Raw genomic sequence first — 20097 nt, 5'->3', positions numbered from 1 at the left:
CTCTCACATTCCTTCAGGTAATCTATCGGCGCGTTGAAGGGGAACTTGATGGGTCAGCAGGTCTGATCAGTAAGTGAGCAGCCCGATTAGAATTTATGCTAAACAGCGGTGGTTAAATTTGATTCATCATTGTACAATGATAAGTACAAAACAGAGGAAAAAACATGCGCACCATAACTTACAGTGAAGCCAGACAACATCTTTCGGAAACGATGATGAAAACGGTAGAGGATCGAGCCCCCATTTTGATCACCCGACAGAATGGTGACGACTGTGTATTGATGTCGTTGGAAGAATACAATTCATTGGAAGAGACCGCCTATCTTCTGCGTTCACCCGCCAATGCCAAACGACTGATGAACTCAATTGAAAGCTTACGTAATGGGAATACCATTGAAAAGGAAATTGATGAGTGAAATTAACATGGTCGCAGGAAGCGTGGGATGACTATCTCTACTGGCAGGATACAGACAAAAGAATGGTCAAAAAAATCAATGAACTCATCAAAGATGCCAAAAGAACACCTTTTGAAGGGAAAGGCAAACCCGAGCCCTTAAAACATAATCTGGCCGGATTCTGGTCACGAAGAATCACAGAAGAACATCGTTTGGTTTATGCAGTGAGCGATGACGCACTGTTAATCGCCGCCTGCCGTTATCACTACTAACGTGCAAGGCCAGGCATACGCCCGGCCCTGGCAATTTATTTAAAACTCTCACTCGCCGCTTTCGCGATGGCGATTTCATTCGGGTTTGCCGAACCACTCACGCCCACCGCACCCAACGTATTGCCGCGCCACTCCACCGGTGAGCCGCCGCCCAACGGGATCACGCCCGGTAACGTTGCAATGGCAGGTTCTTTGCCGTTGGCACGTTCCATATATTTGTCGGTTGGTGTGCGATACAGTGCCGCTGCACGGCCTTTCAGAATCGACGAATCAATGCAGCCGACCGGCGCATTGTCCATACGCTGAAACGCCAGCAATTCACCGGATTGATCCAGCACCGCGATGCAGACGTTGGCATTCAGCGCATGTGCTTTTTCCTGCGCAGCTGCGATCAGCTTTTGCGCGTCCACCTGCGTCAGAATGGTTTGCGTGGTAACCGCCTGAGCACCCGCTGCACTGAACAGGGCCGCACTCAGCAGCGCCAGAGACAGGATCTTTTTCATTTCAATCACTCCATAATAAGGGAGCCAGATCGCGGCTCCCGTAAGTTAACCGCGTCGACGACGCAGGATATAAACTAACCACAGCAGTACCACCAGCGCGATAACAGCGCCAGCAATAGTTAGAGGTTGGGCATAACGAATCAGCCAACTACCGCTTTCCCCCTGCAACGTTTGTTGCACATCTTTGGTGGTGATGATGTGTTGTGGATTGCCAAAGCTGGTGGAGACGTAATTCGCCACCTTCGCCAGTTGCGCCTGGCTGAACTGGGTGCGGAACTCCGGCATAAAGGCGTGGCCTGATGAGGTATTACGATCCACCCCTTCGGCGATGGTCATGATCAGGTTGGCCGGATCATTGGACAGCACCGCAGAGGAACCCACCAGCGACGGGTAAAAACGCTGAGCATCATGAGTGCCGCGACCATCACTGGCATGGCAGGTGGCGCAGGCACCGTTATACAACTGCGCACCACTCATGGCATCCGCCGAGACGTAATCGTTGATATCCTCTTTCATGCCGGTTTCAATCGCCGACAGCGGCGTGCTGGCGGGCGCAACGGCAGGTGCTTTGCGATCGCTTCCGCCAATCGCGGGCACCTGCTTCAGGTAGCGGGCAATGGCCTGGAGATCGCTGTCATCCATTTTCGAGAACGAATTCTGTACCGCCGTCCCCATCTCACCCGCAGCAATCGCTTTGCCATGCAGCGCGCCGGTACGCAGGTAGGTTTCGATCTCCGCTTCGCTCCAGTCACCAACCCCGGCCTGCGCATCTGGCGTGATATTCGGCGCGCTCCAGCTGCCGACTTTCCCGCCGGAGAGGAAACGATCGCCCTGCTCCGCCATCATGCCGTTGCGCGGTGTATGGCAGGTGGAGCAATGCGCCAGGGTTCGCACCAGATACTCGCCGCGTTCAGCACTGCCTGCCGCCGCATCACTGCCCGGCACCGCGCTTTTATCGAGGAACATCAGGTTCCACATCGCCATCACCGGACGGAAAGAGAACGGGAATGGCAGATGGGTTTCCGGGGCTGGATGGTCATCCGCGGGCACGCCCAGCATCAGGTAGGAGTAAAGCGCGTGGATGTCGTCATCCGACATCCCGGCAAACGCGGTGTAAGGCATCGCCGGATAGAGATAATGATTCCCCGGTGCTTTCCCTTCTCGCATCACCGCAGTGAAATCCGCCAGGCTATAACGACCAATACCCGCGCTTTTCGACGGCGTGATGTTCGAGCCGTAAATCAACCCCATCGGCGACTGAATGGCGTAGCCGCCGGAAAAAGGTTTGCCACTTTCAGGATTGCGATGGCAGGCGGAGCAGTCTCCGGCAATCGCCAGATACTCCCCGCGTTTAACCAGATCCGGTGAAGCGTCTTGCGCCAGGCTCAGGCTGCTGACCAGCAACAGGCTGGCGATGCTGAATAACTGATTTAAACGCATCGTTTACACCTCGCTGGCAATGGTCGCCGCCATGCGGATCGCCAAAGCGATGCCGGTCAGCGTCGGGTTAACGGTAGCCGACGTCGGCATTACGCCGGTGGTGGCGAGGAACAGATTGGGGTGATCCCAGCTGCGGCAATCGGCGTCAACCACCGAGTCCTGGCGGTTATCGCCCATGATGGTGGTACCCATAATGTGGTACTGGTTACGCCAGCCGGTCGGCGCTTCAATCACTTCACCGTTAAACGCCTGCAAAAAGTTGGCAAAGTCTTTGTAAGCCTGTGGGCGCATACCACGCACATAGCTGTCGAGGTGATAATTGACCTTCAGCATTGGCAGGCCAATCGAATCTTTGCGATCGTAATTCGGCACCACGCGGTTGGTCGGACTGGGCAGCGTTTCGCTCATGGTGCTGATGTTCATAATGCGTGAAGCGCGATCGCGGATGGCGTCATCCAGCGCCTGGCCCATCATGCCTTGTTTCAGCAGCGGCACCGTGACATCGACATTAGGCACCAGGTTACGCAGTGAGTAACGAATGGCGGAATGCTGTGCGCGACTCGCTTCATCGCGACGATTGGCGATGGTGCCGTGCTGCACCGATCCACGACCGGTCCACAGCGGTTCATCGGCGAGAAACGTCAGGCTCAGGCCGGTGTGATCCATCAGGTTGCGGCCAACCTGATCGGAACTGTTGGCAATGTCGTTCATCAGCAACAGCTTCGGGGTTTCCAGCCCATGCGCGGCAACAATAAACACTTTGGCGGTCAGACGCGTATCCTTGCCATCCGGCTTGCGGTAGGTCAAGGCGACAATTTTATTGCCCGGCCCCTTCTCCAGCTTCCAGGCGACACATTCGGTAAGCAGTTTGACGCCCAGCGCCACCGCTTTATCCACATGCATGTCGCCGGAATACATGGCACCAATCGGACAGATCGGTTCGCAATTGTTATTTCCGGCGCAGGCCGGGCGGCCATCATAGGGACGGGAGACACGCGCGTGCGGTTCATGTACCACCTGGTAACCCATCGGGCCGAGTTTGGCCTGCATACGCTGCACCATATAAGGCTTCGCCTCGGGCGGCAGCGGATATTCCGCCGAGCGCGGTGGATAGTGACCGCGCCCCTGGCCACTCTGATCCTCTTCGCCGCTGCCGACCACACCAATTTCACGTTCGGCTTGCAGATACCAGGGTTCCAGCTCGCTGTATTCGAACGGCCAATCACGACCGACACCGTAAACGCTTTTCAGCTTGAAATCATTGGGTAACAAACGCCAGCAGGCGGAGGCCCAGTGGCGGGTACTGCCCCCGGCTACACGCAGATAGCTGGTGACGTACTCGAAATCGTCATCACCTTTGGCGTCGATATAACCTTCGGTATAGGAGTTGGGTGCCCACGGCAGATTAGGGTAAGGTGCGCACCAGTTACGTTTGCTGGCACCGTTGCGGTAGTTTTCCACCACTTTCCAGCGCGGAATATACGGCCCGGCTTCCAGCATAATCACCGACTTACCGGCTTTTGCCAGTTGGTAAGCGGCATTGGCGCCGAGGGCGCCCGAGCCGATGATCACCACATCAGCATCAAATTCGCTCATTTTGTCTTCCTGCTCACGTTCTTGTTATGTGTTGTTGTGTTGCGCCAGTAACGCCTCGGCTTCCACGAGGGTTTTGGCTTTACCCTGAATCATCAGCAACCACGGGGCTTCCGGTTCTTTGATGGTGCTGGCGGCCACCGGTGAGCGATCGCCCCAGGCGCGAATTTCGGCGGGCATCGCCGGTGCGCTAACGCCCGGCGGGACTTCAGCCCAGTAATCTCCCCCGGCGCGCGCGTAAGTAGGACGGATGGTGTGATCCCTGGTCGGTTCATACATCAGCGCCGACAGGAAGGTAACAAAGTGCGCGTCATCCACGGCTTTGGTAGTGGAAGGATGGCCGGTATAGCCGAGATACCACGGCGAAATAATCGTCAGCGCGGTTTTGACCTCGTCATCGCTTAATTGGGCGACGATCTGTTCACGATCTTCGCTGTGCAGCGCATTCAAACGTGCCATCAGGCTGGCGAGTTGTGCAGGGAAGGTGCTGTCCTGCTGGCACAACAGCGTCCACAGACGCTCGGTAATACCGATATCCAGCCCGCGACGCCCGGTCAGCAGTTCGCTGGCGCGCAGCAGCAGCGCTGCCCCGCTGTCTGCCGGAGCAGCCAGCAAGGGTTGCATCGGCATGGCGACGATCACCGGCGTCGCCATCATCAGTTTTAAAAAGTGTCTTCTTTCCATCAGACTAACCCGCGCTCAGGGCCGACAACGCCCCTTTGGCCGCTTCGGCATCAACGTTGCCATCCGGGGTGCTGACGCCAATCGCGCCGACCACCACGCCATTCAGTTTGACCGGCTCACCACCAGGCAAAGGCACCACCGCCGGGTTACCCAACATCCCAATATTCCCGGCCGCAATCTTCTGCTGGAAGCTGGCGGTAGGAACACCAAATGCGGCAGCGGAATGGGCCTTCTTCGGTGCCAGTTCGCTGTTCGCCAGGGTTGCACCATCCAGACGATCAAAGCTGATCAACTGACCAAAGGGATCGACCACCGCCACCACGCCGCCGATCTGATGGCTACGAATGATCTGCTCGGCTTTAGTCACCAGCGCCTGCGCCTGCTGATGAGTGAGAACAGATACCTGGTTAACCGGTTGGGCGGCTTGTGCAGCGGCACAGAACAAGCCGGTGCACAGCAGTGCCGTTGGAATCAATTTCATGGTTTAGTCCTGAATTAAATGGGTTAGAGGGGATTAACTATTAGCGCCCTTGAGACGACGTTGAATCAGATGATCGAGGCTCCATTTGCCACCGCCGTGCAGACACAACAGCAAAAACGCGGCCGCACAGGAGATGTTCTTCAACCACACCATCAGATGTGCATGGCTGTAACCCTGATAGAACAGAAAACCGGCAACCACCGAGAACACCGCCATAAAAATCGCGGTGAAACGAGTGAGGAAACCGAGGGCGATCGCCGCGCCACCGCCCACTTCCAGCAGGATCACCAATGGCAGGAAGAAGCCCGGCACATGGTTGTCCGCCATCAGTTGCAGGTTGTCGCTGTAGTGCGAAATCTTGTCGAGACCGGAGGCAAAAAACAGACCCACGGCCATGAGCCGGACGAGGACAGAAACGAGATCTTTGGACTGATTCATGATGTAACCATTCTGATATGTAGTTGTTAACGAACCAGACAGTACATTTTAAATCTTTACTAACTTTTACCAATTTGTGCGGCTAAAAACGGTGCTGTTTTTTTGCGCGGGCGCGCGAGTGGCACAATTTTGCCCGTAGGGAAGTAAGCAATTGTTTCTTTTGTTACAGATGGTTGAGGACATAGTTTGAAGTTGATCACACTATGACATCAGGGTTAAACCTGACGATGTTCGGTTGCTTAGCACTGCAATCAGAAGCGTTGCCGGGCGATCATCCAGCAAATAGGGTTATCAAATATGCCTCTGGCGGTGTCACCAGAAAGTGAACAAGTTGTTAACGCAGTATGGCGGTGCTTTTGCCGCGATTTTACGCAAAGCCGAGGGTAAAAAAAGTGGCATAAATTCCCGACAGGAATGAATTGATAACTAACACAGAATATTTTTTATCGGTTTCCGATGCCAGGATGACGCTAAACCCTATCGGAGAACCATCATGACTTATCGCTTTCTCGTGACCACCACGAGCCTCGGCCAGGGAGGCCGTACGTTACTCGCTGACGCCAATTGCACCGTGGATTACCTGGACAACGCCAACGATTCAGCAGAAGTGGAACGCCGCATGAGCAGCGTGCCCTATGACGCGGTGATTTCGCGTACCGTTGATCTGAGTGCCAAAGCGATAGCGGCCTGTCCGACGTTAAAAATCATCTGCAAACATGGCGTTGGCGTCACCAATATCGATGTCAATGCCGCCACGCAGCACGGCATTCCGGTACTCACCACCCCCGCCACCAACGCCCAGTCGGTGGCAGAACTGACGCTGGCGTTGATGCTCAACTGCGCACGCCGCCTGCCGTTTTTTCAGCATGAAGTGACCGCCGGACGCTGGACCCGCAGCGGTGACGGTGAAGAATTGCAGGGCAAAACCCTCGGCCTGGTGGGCTTTGGCGAAATTGGTCGCCGGGTCGCTCGGGTCGCGGAGGCTATTGGGATGAACGTGGCATTTTTCGATCCGGCGCTGGCTGCCGATGCAGATGTGGCAGGTGCGCAACGTTGTGCATCGCTGGATGCGTTGCTGCCGCTGGCAGATGTATTGAGCCTGCACTGCCCAGTGACGCCGAAAACCCGCCAGATGATCAATGTGAACTCGCTCGCACTTCTGCCAAAAGGCGCGATCCTGATTAACACCGCACGCGGCGAGCTGGTGGACGAAGTTGCGCTGGCAACGGCATTGCAAAATGGACAGCTGCGTGCTGCCGCACTGGACACGGTGGCGGAGGAGCCGCTGGCTGCCGGTCATCCGTTCCGTACTCTCCCGAACCTGATTATTACGCCACATATTGGTGGCTCTACCCCGCAAGCGCTGGACGCGGTGGCGCAAAGCGCTGCACGTCAATGTCTGGCCTGGCTCGATAATCAACACATTTACCTTCCCGCCTGTGTTAATCCGCAGGTGCTTAACCGGAGTTAACTTATGACGATGCGTAGTGACTGGCCGATTGGCTATTTTATTGGCGAACGCGGCCCACAGATTGATAACGCGACGCTGGAAGCTTTCCGCCAGCTGCCTGTGCCCAATATTGGTGACTCGATGGGCCGCAGCGTCGGTGCGCTGGGGCTGACGGCGTATCACAACGATCCGCAACTGGTGCTGTGTGGCCCGGCGTTGACGGTGAAAGTCCGTCCCGGTGATAACCTGATGATCCACAAAGCGATCGAGCTGGCACAGCCGGGTGATGTGATTGTGGTGGATGGATCCGGCGACCTCACTCAGGCGCTGATTGGCGGCCTGATGCGTACCTCAGCAGTGGCGAAAAAAATCGCCGGTTTTGTCATAGACGGTGCAGTGCGTGACCTCAACGAGTGGGCCGAAGGCGGTGTGGCAGTGTGGGCGCGCGGCAATACCTTGCGTGGCCCATCTAAAGACGGTCCGGGTGAGGTCAACACCACGGTGCACTGCGCCGGTCTGGTGATTTCCCCTGGCGACCTGATCGTGGCGGATGCCGATGGCGTGATCGCCATTCCACATGACGAGCTGAGTGTGCTGCTGCCACGTGTACAACAACACGCCCAACGTGAAGAGAAGATCCGCGCCAGCAACATGGCCGGCACCAACGATCCCGAGCGCTTCAACGCGATCTTGCGCGCAAAAGGTTGCCCGTTATAACGTCCTGATGACCGTTCGCGGCGCGATAAATCGCGCCGCTACACCTGCACGAACATTATAAAAACTGGAGTACCCTACCGTGCTTAAGAAAATTTCACTGAGCGAGTCGTTACCGCCACCGATTACCTGGCGTGACAACTTCACACCAGAAGAAGGGAAAACCTTTGGCGCGCAGCTCTCCGCGCGACTGGAACGGTTGCCTGCGGCACGGCCGTTGTGGTTAATCATTTTCGCGCTGGCGCTCGGCGGCTGGTTCGAAGTCTACGATGTATTTCTCACCGCCTATGTCGGGCCGGGTATGGTGCGTGAAGGGATTTTCACTCACGGTAGCCACAACTTTTTCGACCCCAGCAGCCTCGGAGCCTTTGTCGCCGCGATGTTCCTCGGCGTGTTTCTTGGTACGCTGTTGATTGCCAACCTTGCGGATCGCATGGGGCGTCGCAAAGTGTTTATTATCGCGCTGCTGGTGTACGCCATTGCCAGCGGCATTATGGCGTTTCAGCATCATCCTTATGCCATCGTGTTCTGGCGCATTGTCTCCGGGATAGGTGTCGGGGCCGAACTGGTCACCATTGATGCTTACGTTTCGGAGTTTATTCCGGCGCGTCTGCGTGGCCGCTCCTACGCCTTTGTGCAGGCAATTCAATACACCTCGATTCCCACCATCGCCTTTTTATCCTGGCAACTGGTGCCACTGGAGCCGTTCGGCCTGAGCGGCTGGCGCTGGGTGGTGCTGTTCGGTTGCATCGGTGCGGTGGTGGTGTGGCTGATCCGTATGGGCCTGCCGGAAAGTCCACGTTGGTTGGTCGAGCAGGGTCGCTACAAGGAGGCGGAAGATATTGTCCGTCGACTTGAAGCACGGGTGGCGAAATCAACCGGTGCGGTATTACCGCCGATTGATTTGGCAGCAACAAAACCGGTGGAGAACCTCCCCGCAGTGAAAAATGAGATGTGGCGACCGCCCTATCGTCGCCGCACCATCATGCTGCTGGTGTTTAACTTCTTCCAGTCAATTGGCTACTACGGGTTTGCCAGTTGGATCCCAACGCTACTGGCGGCGAAAGGTGTAACCTTTACCCATAGTCTGATGTACTCGTTCCTGATCGCCTTCGCCAGCCCGCTGGGGCCGCTGCTGGCCATGACCTTTGCCGATCGCATCGAACGTAAATGGCTGGTGAGCGGTTCAGCGCTGGCGATTGCCCTGGTCGGCACGGTGTTCTCGTGGCAGTCGCAGCCGGTCATGTTAGTTACCCTTGGTTTGCTGTTGTCGCTCGCCAGCACCTGCATGACCTTCTCCTATCGCGCTTACCAGGCGGAACTGTTCCCGACGCGTTTCCGTGCCAAAGCCATTGGTATGGTGTATTCCGTCAGCCGCATCAGCGGCATGCTATCAGGCTTTACCATCGCCTGGGTGCTGCATGAGATGGGGGTGGGATCGGTGTTTATGGTGATCTCGGTTGCGATGGCGATTGTGGTGTTTACCATTGGCGTTTTCGGCCCGCGTACCCTCAATCGCCGTCTGGAAGAGATCAACACCTGACACGGCGTGGTGGCAAAAGCTGCGCAAATTGTCTGATTTGATCGCAATTAAAACATCAAGGGGATACTTGCATCCCCTTTTTTGATCCAGCGCAATAACCTCTCCCGCGTCTCCTGTCAGCTTATTCCTCACAGGGTCTTCACACCCACATAACAAGAGGATACGAAGATGACAACTAAAGTGACTTTGGCTGGCGTGTTAGTGGTATGGCTGGTGTATGTCGCGTGGATGGTGCATTACTACGCGGGCACGTTTTCGTTGTTTACGCATTGATGACACTTCGTAGCGGCTCGATTTTCGCGCTTTGTTCAGGCGGTTTTATTGTCTGATTAAAATCGGGCGATAAATTGCGCCGCTACATTTCTGCTATCGCAATGGGTAAAATGGGGTGTAGCTAAAATCAAATCCGCATCACGTATTGTTAAAATGTCCTGCTAATCCCCGCCGCCGCATACTGCGGCGGTGAAATAATCACCCCAGATACATCGTTAATACTCCGCCACATCCCGGCAAAAATCTCACCCAGCATTTTATTACCAAACTCCGACAGATGATTGCTATCGCGGTACAGCGGCACCCCGCCACGCGCGCCATAGCAGAAATGGCGATCACACAGCGCCTGCGCGCTATCAAGTAGTGTGACATTGGGTATCTCCGCCACCACTTGATTCAGCATATTCAATGCGTCCTGATTACGCGCCAGATATTCAGCACGCGGAAACTGTATGGAGAAGGGTTTACCGCGCATCGCATCCCGCGTCATACGATAAATCACGTCGTAATCAAACTCCGGCACCGGCGTCATAATAAAGACTTTGCGCTGCCTGGCGAGTTTCTTTACCGCTCGGGTAAAATGTTGCTGAAAACTGACCAGTGAACTGTCTTCATTGGCGAAAGTATATTGTGGGGTATCGTCGCTGCTACCATTTTCGCCATGTAAATATAACGAGAAACGGTTAATGATCAGCACTGCGGCCTTGGGATATTTCTCTTCAATCGTGGTGATGGCATTTTTAACAAAGTCACCGCAATCGGGTCGCCCTGGTCGGGTAATTTCCGGCACAGTCGGGCAACCCGACTGCGCGATAAATACCACCGAGTCAGAGGCTGCATCGCCGCTGGCAACCACGGAAGATAACAGCGCATTGGCATGGCTGTCGCCCAACACCACCAGATTGACCTCACTGCCCTTGCCGAAAGAGCACTCCGGTGACTGCTTGCTGTTCACCACCAGACAGCCTCGGGCTTCGGTAAAGCGTTGTTTGGCGTACTGACTGATCTGGGTCACACTCTGCGGTGCACGGGCAGGGAAGCCCTGTAGCGCAACGATCAACAGGACGGCCAGCAACACCAGGGCCGCATTACTTAATGTGGCAGGTGTTCGGGTGCTCAGCCAGCCAGCCTGGTTCTCAACCAACGCCCAGGATAACCCGCCCGCCAGCAGCGACAAAGCGATCAACAGCGCCTGGCTGATGGGTGTCACCGGCAAATCCGCCAGATGCCAGAACACCCACAACGGCCAATGCCACAGATAGATGGAATAGGACGCTTTGCCGATTGGCTGCACCACGCGGTTATTGAGTAGCGGACTATCGTTCGCCGTGGCGTGAATAATCAATGCGGTCAGCAGTACCGGGATTAACGTCATCACACCGGGCCAGGTGGTTCCCGCATCAATCCACATCGCACTGGCGATCAGCCCCAACACCGCAGGGAGCGCCACCCACTGCTGCCCCGTCAGTCGGCTTTTGGGTGCCAGGTAAACAAGGCCACCTGCCAGCATTTCCCACGCCCGGGTGGGCAACATAAAGTACGCCATAGTGTCATGTAGATGCGTCACCACCAACGCCAACACGAAGGAAAGCAGCGCACCGATAGCCATCACCCAAGCAAACTGACGCCGTAGATAACGGGCGGTAAACATCAACGCCAGCGGCAGCAGTAGATAAAATTGCCACTCCACGCTTAGTGACCAGGTATGCAGCAGCCATTTATAGACCGCACCGGCATCAAAATATCCGGCCTCTTTGAAATAAACGAGGTTAGAAATAAAACTCAGGCTGGCGGCAATATGCCAGGAAAGGGTTTTATATTCATCGGGTGGAATCAGAAAATATCCTGACACCACCAGGATAGCGCACATCAGCATCAACGGAGGAATAATGCGACGACAACGGGAAGCATAAAAGCCTGATAGCGAAAAATTTCGCTGTTGCAGACGTGAAAGGATGATTCCCGTCATTAAATAACCAGAAATAACAAAGAAGATATCCACGCCAAGAAAACCACCGCTGATCGCGCTAACACCCACGTGGTACAGCAGCACCAGAATCACGGCGTAAGCACGCAGCCCATTAATATCAGCGCGGAAATTCATACGGATTTGTCCATACAATTTGGGATTTTTAAATCGTAAATTTGCTGCTGAGACGAAGCAAGAAAAGTTATTTCATTTTGTATCTGTTATTTTATTGTGGCCGGATCTAATTCAATGAAATTCTTCTTAAGATCGTATCCACTGAGGTGATGAGTATTGAAGGTAATGGATTGCGGTTACATTTTAACAGTAATGAGTCGGGATCTCATAATCAGATAATTTGCAGAGATAAAAACAAGCCGCAATGCTATTCATCACGCCCAGAAAATCTTACTGCCCTTCCTAAGCCAGTTATAGCCCTCAGCAACATTCCAGTGTTCGCTCAGGTCGATAATGGCCGTAGCGGCGCGATTTATCACGCCACTACGGGGGTTATGGTCGAGTTGACTGGTTAATGAGCCGAATATGATCTATTATTCGGCTCATATAATGAGCCAAATAAGCGATGCTATCGGCTCACCTGGCGAGCTGATTAGCAAAACATTCGGCTCACTGACCGGCTAACCCGAGGTAAAACATGTGGATATGGCAACAGCCTGACTGGCCACTCTTTCGCTGGCAGGATGCGCAATTACTCCCCTGCCTGAGACACCTGCAACAACAGCGCGGTGTGTTGTTAGGACGAGCCAGCATTGCCGACAACAGCGATCAGCAAACGCTGGATACCCTGCTGACCAACATCCTCTCCTCATCAGCCATTGAGGATGAGCGTGTGAATGCCCAATCGGTAAGATCATCTCTTGCCCAGCGCCTTGGGGTGTCGCTTGATCAACCCTACCCGGTATCTGAGCGTTCAGAAGGACTGGCCGCGATGATGATGGATGCCATCACGCTGCGCGATCAACCTTTGACCCTGGAACGCTTATGTGGCTGGCATCGCTGGTTGTTTCCCGTTAATGAATGGTCAGTACAGCGGGTGAATGCAGGCAGCCTGCGGGGTGATGAGCCAATGCAGGTCGTTTCCGGCCGCATAGATCGCCCCACGGTTCACTTTGAAGCCCCGCCGCGCGCAGGCTTAGATGCACAACTACAGCAATTTATCAGTTGGTTTAATGATAGCCACGTAGATGTGCTGCTCGACCCGCTCTTACGCGCCGGGTTATGTCATTTGTGGTTTGTCACCTTACATCCCTTTGATGATGGGAACGGGCGCATTACCCGCGCGTTAACCGATCTGGCGTTGGCGCAGGCGGATAGCCAAAGTATTCGTTTATATGCCATGTCAGCATCAATTCTGGCGCGGCGTGCCGACTATTACCGCATTTTGCAGGAAACGCAGCGCGGAGGAATGGACGTCACGGCCTGGCTGGTGTGGTTTCTGGAGGTGTTGAATGACAGTCTTGAACAGGCATTGCAGGCGGTAACGCGTACGCAACAAAAAGCGCGTTTTTGGTCGCACCATCGTGACAACGCGTTGAGTGCACAACAGTCGAAAGTATTGAACCGTTTGCTGGATGGCGGCGAACAGGGATTTGTCGAAGGTATCAGCGCCAGCCAGTATCAAAAAGTGGCGAAAGTCAGTAAAGCGACGGCAACACGCCATCTGACCGAGTTACTAGATAAGGGTTATCTGGAAAAGTTGCCGGGAGGCGGTCGTAGCACCCGTTATCAGATCAAATATTCAGATTGATACCAAACGTAGCGGTGCGATTTATCGCGCGGTGTTTAAAAGACGCGCGATAAATCGCGCCGCTACAGGGGGGCCAACGCCGTCCTTTACGACGGCGTGGTATTAAATCAGGCGGCTTTTACCGCGCGCGGTTTCTTTTCGGGTGCATCCGCCGGTGCCTCTTCGGCCTCATCCGCTTTGGCGGTTTCGGCAGCCACAGCGTCTTCCGCATTTACCGGCTCCGGCAGTTTGCTGGTACGCAGAATATGCTGCACCGCGTCTTTCTGCTCCGCCAGTTGCAGACCCAGCGTTTCGGCCTGGCCTTCATCCATCTCTGGGTTGTTTTGCAACAGCCAGTCAGTAAAGGCATCTGCCATATCGAGCATTTTGTCCCAGGCATCTGCGTCTTTTTTATTGGCAAACGTCATTTTCTCTTCACCCTTTCTGACTACAACATATTTGGTTTCGACTGCCATGATGCACCTCGTTAACTGTATTTATATACAGTGTATTCCGAATTATCGTTGCCAGGCAATGGTTTTTTGCCTGTCAGGCGATTAATTCCTGCAAAAAATCCGCGAGTGCTTTGCGCGGATCATCCTCTTCAGAGACGATCATCTCAATCCCCCACTGCCCCAGTACCTCTTTCGCCACCGGATTATTGCGGTTGGTAAACAGGTAAGATTTCGGTCGCGCCGATGCCAGCCCGGTGCGCCCCCACATCTTCGTCAGACGATAAAACAACAGACGAATGTTGAAATCACTGATGCTGTAGCCCACAAACAACACCGAGTTACCCATCACATCGTGTGTCAGCTTAATATCCAACGGCGAATCGAAGTACAGTCGTTCAAAATAGCTGCTTTCATCGAGGACAATCGAGGTGTCATCGTCAAAATCACCATGTAATTTGATGATATGCCGCTTATCTTCGGTGAGCGAAACCAGATCGGCGGCATTGGCGACCTTACTGTAGGGCACGCCATGCGCCTCGTGCGCCATCTCCAGCCAGCGATCGTAGTTGGTGGTGTAGATGCGTGAGAAATTACCCTGGGTGATCATGGTGTGGATTTCGGAACTGCGCACATCGATATCCTGGCGATGCCATTCGCGATCCATCCAGCTGCGCAACGGACCAAGCGAACCTTTGCGCTGCTTATAATATTCCGCCAATGACAGATGCGTGCCGTAGGTATTGAAGATTTTCGGATCGTAGCCCAGTTCATTGGCGAGATGCGCAATCAGCTCATGCCACTCCGGCAGACCGAGGTTACGCGAAATCCCCGCCCCGGCGAACAGAATCAGCTTTCCGGCGTCGTAGGCACGTTTCAGTTCCGGTTTCATGCCAATCCCCGTGACGTTTTCAAAAATGTAGCGAAGCGATCCAGCGCCAGGCGTCGCATCGAGATCTCGTTTTTCAGCTCGCCCATCTCGGCAAAGGTTTGCGTATGCCCCTCCGGGATAAACACGCAATCCCACTGAAACTGGCGCGGTCCCGCCGCCTGTACAGCGATGGTGCCGCGGACTTCACCTTCAAACAGGTACATTTTGCGGCCATCGCAATAACCCAATACGGTTTTGGCTGTCACGCTTTGACTCTCCAGCCCCTGTACCAGCTTGGTAAAGCGCTCCGCCTCGAGGCGATTCCAGAAGATGCGGGTCAGCCCGGCTGGTAAGCCATTTAACCCATCCAGATACAAGCCCGTATGCTCGACAAACAGCGGGCGACCGATGATCGAAAATGCCTTGGTGAGTTTATCGCGCACCAGCTCGACTTCATTTTCGGTCTGGATCTCTTCGATACGTCGGGCGATGGGGAGCACCTCAACGCCGACCGGCTCAAGGATGGTACGCACTTCAGCCAGTTTATGCTCATTTGCAGACAGGAAGCGTATTTTCATTGCAACCAGTTGATTTTAAATGGGTGAATAGCAGCAGTTATGATTTTATGACGCAGGATAGCTGCTTTAGATGACCGTTTTTTGTGACGGCGGTTTTAGTTCCGCCGTGTTTGAGAGGATAGTGCAGTTTATTTTGAATGCAACTGTTTGATCGATAAGTAGCTGCGCGATAAATCGCGTCGTTACAGCACCCGCGCCAGAAAACGCTTTGTCCGTTCATGACGCGGTTGATTCAGTACCTGCTGGCTGCTGCCCTGCTCGACAATCCGGCCATCCACCATAAACACCACGTTATCTGCCACTTCACGGGCGAAACCGATCTCATGGGTGACGATCACCAGCGTGGTGCCGGATCGCGCCAGTTTCTTGATCACATCCAGCACCTCACCCACCAGTTCCGGGTCGAGCGCTGAAGTGGGTTCATCAAACAACATCACGCGCGGATTGAGCATCAACGCACGAGCGATGGCGATACGCTGCTGCTGACCACCGGAAAGATGGCGCGGCCAGGCATCCGCTTTATGCCGCAGGCCAACGATATCCAGCAGTTCACCAGCGCGAGCGATCGCCGCCCGTCGCGAAAGCTGACGGTGGGCAATCGGCGCTTCGATCAGGTTTTCCAGTACCGTCAGATGGGGAAACAGATTGAAGTTCTGAAACACGTAACCCACGTTGATACGCTGACGCAGAATCGCTTTCTCTTTCAATTCATAGAGTTTATCGCCCCGGCGTTGATAACCGATGTAATCACCATCGATCTGAATAAAGCCTTCATCCACCCGCTCCAGATGGTTGATGGTGCGCAACAGCGTCGACTTGCCCGAGCCGGACGGCCCGAGGATCACAGTGACGGAACCGGGTGCCAGTTCCAGCGACACATCATCCAACGCCTGATGTTTGCCGAAAAACTTGCTGACATGGGTGATGCTGATGGCACCCGTAGCATGCTGATGACGGTAATCAATAGCTTCTGACATGGGAGAGTTCCTCGGTAGCGGCACGATTGCGCCATTGACGCCAGCGTGAAGGTTGCGGTTCACGCGTGACGCTGCGCGCCAGCCAGCGTTCAACGCTGTGCTGAAGCAACGACAACACGGTGGTGATAATCAGATACCAGGCGGCCCCAACCATCAGCAACGGGATCACCTGCTGCGTACGGTTGTAGATCATTTGAATGGTGTAAAACAGCTCAGGCATCGCCAGCACGTAAACCATCGCGGTGCCTTTGGCGAGGCTGATGATTTCATTAAACGCGGTGGGGATGATGGACCGTAATGCCTGCGGCAGAATGATGCGAAACGTACGGCGTGAGGAGGATAACCCCAGCGCCGACGCGGCCTCAAACTGGCCGTGATCCACCCCAAGAAAACCACCGCGAATGATCTCGGCGCTGTAGGCACTTTGCACCAGCGTCAGGCCAATCACTGCCGCCGGGAACTGCCCCAGCACATTGATGGTCTGGAAATGCCCCCACGATAGTGCGGTAAACGGAATGCCGAAGGAGAGCGTGTCGTATAAATAGGAGAAGTTATACAGAATGATCAGCACCACAATCAGCGGCAACGAGCGGAACAGCCAGATATAGCCAAACGCCAGCCAGCTCAACAGCCAGGAGGATGACAGCCGCGCCAGCGCTAACAAACCACCGAATATCAGGCTGAATACCGTGCCAAACAGCGTCAGCAACAGCGTTTGCCCCAACCCGCTCAGGATCACCGGGTCAAAAAACCAACGGGCAAAGACGCCCCACTCCCAGCGTGGATTAAACGCCACCGACTCAATCACCCCGGCAAGGATAAACAGCGCGACAATCGCCCCGACGGTACGCGCCGGATAACGCGCAGGCACCACGGTTAAAGGTTGTTCGGTTTTCATGCAGGCTCCTTGCTGTGCACATCAATCACTTTCAGGAAACGCAAGCGCCCGTCATGCGGCGGCTGACCGTAGATCTCCATATCATCACGCAGTTCAAACTGCGGCTGATACCCATGACCGATATAGAGACGCACCGCTTCCGGCTGACGGAAGCCGGTGGTGAGGAAAATACGCTGATAACCGGCACGCAGTGCGCGCCGTTCCAGTTCCTGTAAAATCAGCAGCGCCAGCCCCTGACGACGCAGATCGCTACGTGTCCAGATCCGTTTCAGTTCCGCAGTGTGATCGTCATAGGGTTTATACGCCCCCATCGCAATGATTTCTCCCTCCCGCTCCAGCACAATAAACAACCCGTGCGGCGCTAAATACCATTCGGTCTGCTCCACTTCTTTGCTGTTACGGAAGAAATCGCCGTAGCGTGCTTCATATTCACCGAACAACCCGGTGAGAATCGGCTGCAATTCCGGCGCTTCAGGCGACACTTCACGGAAAGATTGCTGGCTCATGCCGCCTCCTTAATCGCCCAGACCGGCTGGATTCACTTCGGAACGATCGATATGTTCGACACCCTCACCCCAGCGATTTAATACCTTGAGATAGTCGCCGTTCTCCATCACACCATTCAGGGCTGTGCTGATCGGTTCCGCCAGGCCGCTGCCCTTTTTCACCGTCACCGCAATATGTGCCGCCTTCGGCCAGCCGCCATCGACGCTGCCGACCAGGCGCGTCTGCCCGGTCAGGGCCGCTTTCCAGGCACCAATCACATTGGGGCCAAAATAGGCGTCAGCCCGGCCCGATTGCAGCGCAAGGGTTTGCGCCGCATCATCTTTGGTGTAGATCGGCGTGAACGGTTTCAGTCCTTTAGCCTGATTGGCCTTATCCCACGCCAGCAAAATCGCTTCCTGATTGGTGCCAGAACCGACGATGATGCGTAGCCCGGCGATATCTTCCGCTTTGGTGAGAGATTTGATTGGGCTGTTGGTTTTGACATAGAAACCGAGCGAGTCCTTGCGATAAGTGGCGAAATCGAAGCGTTCTTTACGTTCTTTGGTCACGGTGATGTTGCTGATGGCGGCATCGTATTTACCGGAAGCCACGCCGAGCGGCCAGTCCTCCCATGAGGTTGGCACGATCTTCAGCTTCAGACCGAGGCTATCCGCCACCAGCCGGGCGATATCCACTTCGCTGCCCAGCAGGGTTTTGTTGTCATCGCTAAACACCGTCAGCGGCGGTGAGTTTTGTGCCGCTACCGCCACGGTAAAGGTGCCGGGCGCGGCAAAATGGTGCCCGGCAGGGATCTGTGCCACGGCTGCACTGTTTTTGCTGGTGTTGATCGGGGTTTTGTTGGCTTCAAGGCTGACCTGTTGACCGTTAAACGCCACCTCTTCGGCGAGGGCAGCAGCGCTACTGGTCAGTAATAACAGGGCGATGAGGGAGATCTTCTTCTGCATAGCATCAACTCGCTTTTATTGTTGTGTGAACTGATTGACGGGATCGTGCAAACCGAAGCTGGCGCGCAGCGTGGTCCCAGGGTAGTCACGACGTGACAAACCGCGCGCCTGCAAAATCGGCACGACGCGGTCGACAAAACGTTCGAAGGTGTCCGGCGTACCCCCATTGATAATGAAGCCGTCCGTCGCTGCGGTTTCGAACCACAGTTGCAGGCCATCCGCCACCTGCTCCGGCGTGCCGTGGAACAGCGGACGCGGCGTGGCCGCTTCCAACGCCGCCTGACGCAGCGTGTGGCCGTGTTCGCGCGCTTTGCGCTTTATTTCATCGGTGGTGCTACGGAAACTGTTCTGACCGATATCACCGATCTCCGGGAAAGGTTCATCCAGCGGGTATTGCGAGAAGTCGTGGTGGTCAAAGAAGCGACCAAGGTAATTCAACGCATCCTTGATCGACACCAGCGCAGCGGTGGTTTGATATTGACGCTCCACATCCTCAGCATCATCGCCAACAATCACTCCAACCCCCTGGAAGATATGCAGATCTTCAGGCTGGCGGCCATTGGCGACCAGTTGTTTTTTCACATCCCGGTAGAACGCCTGCGCCTCTTCACGCGTCGGCTGATGGGTGAAAATGGCGTCGGCATGACGCGCCGCCAGCTTTTTGCCGTCTTCAGACGCTCCGGCCTGGAAGATAATGGGACGTCCCTGCGGCGTGCGCGCGATATTAAGCGGCCCCTGCACCTGGAAGAAATCACCATGATGGTTAAGGGTGTGCAGCTTAGTCGCATCGAAGAACTGCCCGCTTTCCTTATTACGCACAAAAGCATCGCTTTCCCACGAATCCCACAGCCCTTTCACCACCTGCAAATATTCGTCAGCGATGCGATAGCGCAGCGCATGCTCCGGGTGTTGCTGGCGCGAGAAGTTTTTCGCCGATCCTTCCAGCGGCGAGGTCACCACGTTCCAACCCGCACGGCCACCACTCAGATGATCAAGGCTGGCGAACTGGCGTGCCACGGTAAAAGGTTCGCTGTAGGAGGTGGAAACGGTGCCCACCAGTCCAAGGTGTTGCGTCACACCTGCCAGCGCCGACAGTAGCGTCAGAGGTTCAAAGCGGTTGAGAAAGTGCGGAATCGACTTGTCATTGATAAACAGACCGTCGGCAACAAACAAAAAGTCCAGTTTGCCCTGTTCCGCTTTGCGCGCAATGTGTTTGGCATAATCAATATTGATGCTGGCATCGGCCAGTGCCGCCGGATGACGCCAGGCGGACATATTGCCGGATGCCCCATGCAGAATGGTGCCCAGTCGGAGTTGTCTTGCAGTCATAATCGTCTCTCTTTAGCCATAGCGCAGCCTGACGGCATTACG

General features: G+C 54.9%; 21 protein-coding genes. 6 read left to right on the top strand and 15 right to left on the bottom strand.

The window, feature by feature from the left end; all coding sequences use genetic code 11:
* Window positions 1-164: 164 nt before the first annotated feature.
* Window positions 165-416: a YoeB-YefM toxin-antitoxin system antitoxin YefM gene (gene yefM, locus AC6I8W_RS21640; RefSeq protein ID WP_013511657.1), complete on the top strand. Its 252-nt coding sequence runs from the start codon at window positions 165-167 to the stop codon at window positions 414-416.
* The gene (locus AC6I8W_RS21635; RefSeq protein WP_497838712.1) at window positions 413-667 is read left to right on the top strand and encodes a Txe/YoeB family addiction module toxin; all 255 of its coding nucleotides are present in this window, start codon (window positions 413-415) and stop codon (window positions 665-667) included. Before yefM ends, AC6I8W_RS21635 begins: the two co-directional genes overlap by 4 nt.
* A 35-nt stretch (window positions 668-702) precedes the next feature.
* On the opposite strand, the gene AC6I8W_RS21630 is transcribed toward AC6I8W_RS21635, so the two are convergent.
* Genes AC6I8W_RS21630 through AC6I8W_RS21605 form a run of 6 tightly spaced genes read right to left on the bottom strand, consistent with a single transcriptional unit; the run spans window position 703 to window position 5806 of the window.
* A complete protein-coding gene (locus tag AC6I8W_RS21630; RefSeq protein WP_013511659.1) occupies window positions 703-1170 on the bottom strand; it encodes a GlcG/HbpS family heme-binding protein in 468 nt (155 codons plus the stop codon).
* A 45-nt stretch (window positions 1171-1215) separates the two neighbouring features.
* Window positions 1216-2610, bottom strand: a complete 1395-nt coding sequence (locus AC6I8W_RS21625) for a c-type cytochrome (RefSeq protein ID WP_497838711.1) — start codon at window positions 2608-2610, stop codon at window positions 1216-1218.
* 3 nt (window positions 2611-2613) lie between these two features.
* On the bottom strand, window positions 2614-4206 hold the full coding sequence (locus tag AC6I8W_RS21620) for a GMC family oxidoreductase (protein ID WP_497838710.1): 1593 nt from the start codon (window positions 4204-4206) through the stop codon (window positions 2614-2616).
* Window positions 4207-4230: 24 nt separating this feature from the next.
* Window positions 4231-4887: a sugar dehydrogenase complex small subunit gene (locus tag AC6I8W_RS21615; protein WP_497838709.1), complete on the bottom strand. Its 657-nt coding sequence runs from the start codon at window positions 4885-4887 to the stop codon at window positions 4231-4233.
* 4 nt (window positions 4888-4891) lie between these two features.
* Window positions 4892-5368 carry a GlcG/HbpS family heme-binding protein gene (locus tag AC6I8W_RS21610; protein ID WP_497838708.1) on the bottom strand — a complete coding sequence of 159 codons (477 nt, stop codon included), beginning with the start codon at window positions 5366-5368 and terminating at the stop codon, window positions 4892-4894.
* Window positions 5369-5401: 33 nt separating this feature from the next.
* Window positions 5402-5806, bottom strand: a complete 405-nt coding sequence (locus AC6I8W_RS21605) for a DoxX family protein (protein WP_497838707.1) — start codon at window positions 5804-5806, stop codon at window positions 5402-5404.
* A gap of 493 nt (window positions 5807-6299) precedes the next feature.
* On the opposite strand from AC6I8W_RS21605, the gene AC6I8W_RS21600 reads away from it, so the two are divergent.
* The 3 genes from AC6I8W_RS21600 to AC6I8W_RS21590 all read left to right on the top strand — a co-directional run bounded on the left by AC6I8W_RS21600 (window position 6300) and on the right by AC6I8W_RS21590 (window position 9513).
* Window positions 6300-7277 carry a hydroxyacid dehydrogenase gene (locus tag AC6I8W_RS21600; RefSeq protein ID WP_497838706.1) on the top strand — a complete coding sequence of 326 codons (978 nt, stop codon included), beginning with the start codon at window positions 6300-6302 and terminating at the stop codon, window positions 7275-7277.
* 3 nt (window positions 7278-7280) lie between these two features.
* Window positions 7281-7973, top strand: coding sequence for an RraA family protein (locus tag AC6I8W_RS21595; protein ID WP_497838705.1), 693 nt, complete (start codon window positions 7281-7283; stop codon window positions 7971-7973).
* Window positions 7974-8052: 79 nt separating this feature from the next.
* A complete protein-coding gene (locus tag AC6I8W_RS21590) occupies window positions 8053-9513 on the top strand; it encodes an MFS transporter (protein WP_497838704.1) in 1461 nt (486 codons plus the stop codon).
* 421 nt (window positions 9514-9934) lie between these two features.
* Here AC6I8W_RS21590 and AC6I8W_RS21585 read toward each other — a convergent pair whose 3' ends face one another.
* A complete protein-coding gene (locus tag AC6I8W_RS21585) occupies window positions 9935-11890 on the bottom strand; it encodes an acyltransferase family protein (RefSeq protein WP_497838703.1) in 1956 nt (651 codons plus the stop codon).
* 517 nt (window positions 11891-12407) lie between these two features.
* On the opposite strand from AC6I8W_RS21585, the gene AC6I8W_RS21580 reads away from it, so the two are divergent.
* Window positions 12408-13520, top strand: a complete 1113-nt coding sequence (locus tag AC6I8W_RS21580; RefSeq protein WP_497838702.1) for a Fic family protein — start codon at window positions 12408-12410, stop codon at window positions 13518-13520.
* 107 nt (window positions 13521-13627) lie between these two features.
* Here the strand turns inward: AC6I8W_RS21580 and AC6I8W_RS21575 are convergent, their stop codons facing one another.
* The 8 genes from AC6I8W_RS21575 to AC6I8W_RS21540 form a co-directional block, all read right to left on the bottom strand.
* On the bottom strand, window positions 13628-13975 hold the full coding sequence (locus AC6I8W_RS21575) for a YebG family protein (protein ID WP_497838701.1): 348 nt from the start codon (window positions 13973-13975) through the stop codon (window positions 13628-13630).
* A 73-nt stretch (window positions 13976-14048) separates the two neighbouring features.
* Window positions 14049-14843 (bottom strand): SIR2 family protein, encoded by a 795-nt coding sequence (locus AC6I8W_RS21570; RefSeq protein ID WP_497838700.1) that lies wholly within the window; start codon window positions 14841-14843, stop codon window positions 14049-14051.
* Window positions 14840-15400 carry a non-canonical purine NTP pyrophosphatase gene (locus AC6I8W_RS21565; RefSeq protein ID WP_497838699.1) on the bottom strand — a complete coding sequence of 187 codons (561 nt, stop codon included), beginning with the start codon at window positions 15398-15400 and terminating at the stop codon, window positions 14840-14842. The genes AC6I8W_RS21570 and AC6I8W_RS21565 overlap by 4 nt, the downstream gene beginning before the upstream one ends.
* Window positions 15401-15582: 182 nt before the next feature.
* Window positions 15583-16377 carry an amino acid ABC transporter ATP-binding protein gene (locus tag AC6I8W_RS21560; protein WP_497838698.1) on the bottom strand — a complete coding sequence of 265 codons (795 nt, stop codon included), beginning with the start codon at window positions 16375-16377 and terminating at the stop codon, window positions 15583-15585.
* Window positions 16361-17275, bottom strand: coding sequence for an amino acid ABC transporter permease (locus AC6I8W_RS21555; protein ID WP_497838697.1), 915 nt, complete (start codon window positions 17273-17275; stop codon window positions 16361-16363). Before AC6I8W_RS21555 ends, AC6I8W_RS21560 begins: the two co-directional genes overlap by 17 nt.
* Window positions 17272-17781, bottom strand: a complete 510-nt coding sequence (locus AC6I8W_RS21550) for a GNAT family N-acetyltransferase (RefSeq protein ID WP_480372282.1) — start codon at window positions 17779-17781, stop codon at window positions 17272-17274. The genes AC6I8W_RS21555 and AC6I8W_RS21550 overlap by 4 nt, the downstream gene beginning before the upstream one ends.
* Before the next feature lie 9 nt (window positions 17782-17790).
* Window positions 17791-18726: an ABC transporter substrate-binding protein gene (locus tag AC6I8W_RS21545; protein ID WP_497838696.1), complete on the bottom strand. Its 936-nt coding sequence runs from the start codon at window positions 18724-18726 to the stop codon at window positions 17791-17793.
* A gap of 15 nt (window positions 18727-18741) precedes the next feature.
* On the bottom strand, window positions 18742-20055 hold the full coding sequence (locus AC6I8W_RS21540) for an LLM class flavin-dependent oxidoreductase (RefSeq protein ID WP_497838695.1): 1314 nt from the start codon (window positions 20053-20055) through the stop codon (window positions 18742-18744).
* Window positions 20056-20097: the final 42 nt, after the last annotated feature.

The sequence above is a fragment of the Pantoea sp. X-Soil-TKNS-1211 genome (genome assembly GCF_059730495.1).
This window is presented reverse-complemented; position numbering and strand designations above follow the sequence as displayed.

Bases quoted from the DNA above. Each gene is read 5' to 3' on its own strand.
- yefM (WP_013511657.1), top strand. From the start codon at position 165: ATGCGCACCATAACTTACAGTGAAGCCAGACAACATCTTTCGGAAACG.
- AC6I8W_RS21630 (WP_013511659.1), bottom strand. From the start codon at position 1,170: ATGAAAAAGATCCTGTCTCTGGCGCTGCTGAGTGCGGCCCTGTTCAGT.
- AC6I8W_RS21625 (WP_497838711.1), bottom strand. From the start codon at position 2,610: ATGCGTTTAAATCAGTTATTCAGCATCGCCAGCCTGTTGCTGGTCAGC.
- AC6I8W_RS21620 (WP_497838710.1), bottom strand. From the start codon at position 4,206: ATGAGCGAATTTGATGCTGATGTGGTGATCATCGGCTCGGGCGCCCTC.
- AC6I8W_RS21615 (WP_497838709.1), bottom strand. From the start codon at position 4,887: ATGGAAAGAAGACACTTTTTAAAACTGATGATGGCGACGCCGGTGATC.
- AC6I8W_RS21610 (WP_497838708.1), bottom strand. From the start codon at position 5,368: ATGAAATTGATTCCAACGGCACTGCTGTGCACCGGCTTGTTCTGTGCC.
- AC6I8W_RS21605 (WP_497838707.1), bottom strand. From the start codon at position 5,806: ATGAATCAGTCCAAAGATCTCGTTTCTGTCCTCGTCCGGCTCATGGCC.
- AC6I8W_RS21600 (WP_497838706.1), top strand. From the start codon at position 6,300: ATGACTTATCGCTTTCTCGTGACCACCACGAGCCTCGGCCAGGGAGGC.
- AC6I8W_RS21595 (WP_497838705.1), top strand. From the start codon at position 7,281: ATGACGATGCGTAGTGACTGGCCGATTGGCTATTTTATTGGCGAACGC.
- AC6I8W_RS21585 (WP_497838703.1), bottom strand. From the start codon at position 11,890: ATGAATTTCCGCGCTGATATTAATGGGCTGCGTGCTTACGCCGTGATT.
- AC6I8W_RS21580 (WP_497838702.1), top strand. From the start codon at position 12,408: ATGTGGATATGGCAACAGCCTGACTGGCCACTCTTTCGCTGGCAGGAT.
- AC6I8W_RS21575 (WP_497838701.1), bottom strand. From the start codon at position 13,975: ATGGCAGTCGAAACCAAATATGTTGTAGTCAGAAAGGGTGAAGAGAAA.
- AC6I8W_RS21570 (WP_497838700.1), bottom strand. From the start codon at position 14,843: ATGAAACCGGAACTGAAACGTGCCTACGACGCCGGAAAGCTGATTCTG.
- AC6I8W_RS21565 (WP_497838699.1), bottom strand. From the start codon at position 15,400: ATGAAAATACGCTTCCTGTCTGCAAATGAGCATAAACTGGCTGAAGTG.
- AC6I8W_RS21560 (WP_497838698.1), bottom strand. From the start codon at position 16,377: ATGTCAGAAGCTATTGATTACCGTCATCAGCATGCTACGGGTGCCATC.
- AC6I8W_RS21555 (WP_497838697.1), bottom strand. From the start codon at position 17,275: ATGAAAACCGAACAACCTTTAACCGTGGTGCCTGCGCGTTATCCGGCG.
- AC6I8W_RS21550 (WP_480372282.1), bottom strand. From the start codon at position 17,781: ATGAGCCAGCAATCTTTCCGTGAAGTGTCGCCTGAAGCGCCGGAATTG.
- AC6I8W_RS21545 (WP_497838696.1), bottom strand. From the start codon at position 18,726: ATGCAGAAGAAGATCTCCCTCATCGCCCTGTTATTACTGACCAGTAGC.
- AC6I8W_RS21540 (WP_497838695.1), bottom strand. From the start codon at position 20,055: ATGACTGCAAGACAACTCCGACTGGGCACCATTCTGCATGGGGCATCC.